Below are 3,328 nucleotides of genomic sequence, written 5' to 3'. Positions count from 1 at the left end.
CTGTGATCCAGGGCATATTGTCTGCCTTCTGCTGCCCAGAGAAGCCCCCGTTCCATCAATACCTGGGCAGTGGGGAATTTGTCAAATACATCATCGTGGTGCCCCAGAGAGTTATAAAATACTCTTCCATTTCCCCAGAATTTTGTCCAGACTACGGGCATATCCACACATTTATTAGAGCTGTGATAATAATCTACAACGGGAAAACGGGTTGTAGCAAGCACCTCTACGGCGGGATCTACATGGAGATAATACTGCTCGCTGCAAACATGGAAATCCGATAATCCTTCTACAATGGGGCTTGATCCAAACTTAATGTTTACCTCATAATCCACACCATCTCCCCCCGGATGGCTGACCCATTGTCCGCCAGTCATAAATTGCCATTCCACATCATTTCGGAATGAATCGCACATACCGCCGTGGCATCCTGCAAGCCCTACTCCGGCTCCCACTGCTTTCACAATATTTTCCCGGTATTCCGGCTTGATCTCGCCCATGGTCCAGCAGGGAATAATCAAATCCAGCCCCATCAGCATATCCAGATCTGCTAAAACCTCCTGGGTACCGGAAATAGTGCATGTATACCCATGTTTTTCTAATATTTTGCCAAACCTCTGTGCTACCTTCTCCGGCTCATGTCCGTCCCAGCCACCCTGAAAAATAAGTACTTTTTTATTTGTTTTCATCTTAAATCTCCTCTCTGTTTTTCACCATTTAATTTAATTGCATTATAGCAGTAATCCATTTATAATGATTGTCATATTACATTATTTTGTAGCCAAAAATTGCTTGCGTGTTTGAAATTTGCTTTCTGACTGCTATGCGTTACACTTTGTGAAAATGCCTGAGGTGAGATATGAATCCATTTTATGAAAAGAAATTTGAAAAACCCCATATTAATACTATTCAAAACCTCAATTTTCCTGCTCATCTGCATGATGCCGTGGAAATTATTTACGTAAAAAGCGGCAGCATACAGGTAACGATCCAGGATCATTCCCTGGAAATGACAAAAGGAGAATTAGCGGTTGTTTTCCCGGAAACGGTACATGCCTACCGTACCGCAGAGCCAAAAGAGTGTGATGTCATTCTCTTTATTTTTGATGAGAACATGTTTGGTCCGTTTCACAACCAGTTGAAGAGAAGCCATCCTTTGAATCCTTATCTGGAAGCCCATCAGGTACACAACGATATCTTATATGCCTTAGACAGATTAGAGGCATCTTCAAATGAAGATGCCTCCGAGTTTTTACAGGGAGCCTGGATTCAGGTTATCCTTGCTCATGTACTGCCTTTATTTCATTTAGAAAAAAATGCCCGTCCCGATAATCCGGATCTGACTTATCGTCTGGTTCAGTATATTTCACTGCATTTTCAAGAGCCCATGTCTCTGGATACCCTTGCCCGGGAAATGAATGTGAGCAAATATTACCTCTCCCATGTATTTTCCAAAAAGCTTAAGATGGGATTTCATGAATACTTAAATAATATTCGCCTGGATTACGCTCAGTATCTGACCCGTTCTACCAACCACAATTTTACCAGAATCTGGATGGATGCGGGATTTGAAAGCCAGCGGACTTTTAACCGGGTCTTCAAAGAGAAGTATGGTTCCAGCCCTAAGGAATACCGTCTGAAATAGCTTCTGCAACCTGATTATTTCCGCTCCACAATTACTCTTATTTTTTTCGAAATCTTATTGCAAGTCACGGTTATATTGCAGCTTCCCGCTTTCTTTGCCGTTATAACTCCTTTTTTACCGACTTTAGCTATTTTGCTGTTGGAAGAACGAAAATGAATTTTATCGGCTGAAGTAACCGGCTTTCTAACCACATCTATCTTCTGCTTCTTGTTTACTTTTAAGATAATTTTCTTCGGCACCCTGATTTTAGTTGTTTTTACCGGGGCCTTTTGAACAGTCAGTATGCAGCTGGCCTTTGCACCGCTCTTCATGAAAACTGTAATCTTTGTTTTTCCAGCTTTTATGCCCTTGATTCGTCCTTTTCGGTTGACACTGGCTATCTTCTTTTTGCTGGAAGTAAATTTCACAATCTTGTCCGTTTTGATCTTCCTGCTTACGGTTATGGCTTTTGTGGTTTTTCCTTCCTGAAGCTTAGCATTTTTTGCCGTCAGAGTAACCTTGGGCGTTTTTACCGTTACCTTCACAGAAGCAGTCCCTTTTCCAGATGTGGATACGGTAATGGTTGCCGTTCCCTTTTTGATTCCTTTGATGACTCCCCCGGAAGTTACAACTGCTACTCTGGTATTGCTTGATTGGTATCCTGTGACAGCGCCTGCTGCAGCATTGGCGTTGACAGAAGTTTTCACCGTCTGTGTCGCATATAAGGAATATTCTTTCTTTGCAAAGGATACTTCTGGATGTGGCTTTTGTGGCTGTTGTGGCTGCTGCACCGTAATTTCTCTCCACCGGGCATACAGATCCATACTGCTGTATACGACTGTTTCTTCTGTTACTTTTGTTCCTCCCGTTTGGGCGGTAAACCAGCCCAGGAATTCGTACCCTTCTCTTGTGGTTTCAGGCAGATTTCCGATTGCTTCTCCCGCTAACACCTCTTTGCTGGCAGGATTTGGGACAGCGCCTCCATTGCCATGGAAGGTCACCTGACAGGTAACTGCCGGTATCTTAAGTCCTGCAACAACTACTGTATATGGCATTACCGCTTTTTCCAGAATCGTATTTGTTCCTTTTCTCTTTGTTACTTCCATCAATACGGTTACTGTCTGATCTGCATCCTCCCTGGCAACCGTCCCATCCAGAGCGATAATGTCCGGATTACTGGATGCGATGATGCGCGGGCTGTAAGCACCTGGCATTTCACTAACAGGCAGATGGGTATCCGTCAATTCCAGCCTTTCGGGGATTCCCAGATAACTGACTACATCCCTGGCTGTTTCGTTGACATATGGCTGTGGCTTCCCAAGCCTGTATAGCTCTGCCTCTTTTATGTTAATCCCTGCTGTGGGATTCACCTTGAAAATAACCCTGACCTTAGATGCCGTCACATCCTGTCCCAGGTCTATGGTTAATTTTTCTCCAACGATTCCTGACGCCTCATCCCGTGCCGACATGAGGGATTCATATGCCCCATTCTTAAAAGCCTGAATCTCATATCCTTTGATCTGGGCTGTCAGCGTCTCGCCGGTAATCGGTCCAAGTCCTTCTTTGATCACCAATGTGTTAAAGGTCTTCTCTCCAGTCAATGAAATTTCTATTGGAACCTCTTCAACGCCCCTTTTTGTGGCTAATCTGGAATCCAATGCATCGTCACCGTCTAGCATTTTTTCTGGTCCAAAGCCTGGGTGG

3 protein-coding genes are annotated in these 3,328 nt (G+C 44.0%); 1 reads left to right on the top strand and 2 read right to left on the bottom strand.

Going from position 1 to position 3,328, the window contains the following annotated elements:
- A partial coding sequence (locus tag ACH2DQ_RS23155; protein ID WP_395028524.1) for a ThuA domain-containing protein occupies positions 1-689 on the bottom strand: 689 nt, incomplete at its 3' end.
- A gap of 170 nt (positions 690-859) precedes the next feature.
- Here ACH2DQ_RS23155 and ACH2DQ_RS23150 point away from each other — a divergent pair.
- Complete coding sequence (locus ACH2DQ_RS23150) at positions 860-1,645, top strand: helix-turn-helix domain-containing protein (RefSeq protein ID WP_394910874.1); 786 nt, start codon at positions 860-862, stop codon at positions 1,643-1,645.
- 14 nt (positions 1,646-1,659) lie between these two features.
- On the opposite strand, the gene ACH2DQ_RS23145 is transcribed toward ACH2DQ_RS23150, so the two are convergent.
- Positions 1,660-3,328, bottom strand: a 1,669-nt coding sequence (locus ACH2DQ_RS23145; RefSeq protein ID WP_395028522.1) for an Ig-like domain-containing protein, incomplete at its 5' end; no start/stop codon positions are given.

It is taken from the genome of Robinsoniella sp. (genome assembly GCF_034124845.1).
Note: the sequence above shows the minus strand (reverse complement) of the source record. Positions and strands in the feature narration are given on the sequence as shown.

Coding starts and splice junctions, on each gene's coding strand:
- ACH2DQ_RS23150 (WP_394910874.1), top strand. CDS start 860: ATGAATCCATTTTATGAAAAGAAATTTGAAAAACCCCATATTAATACT.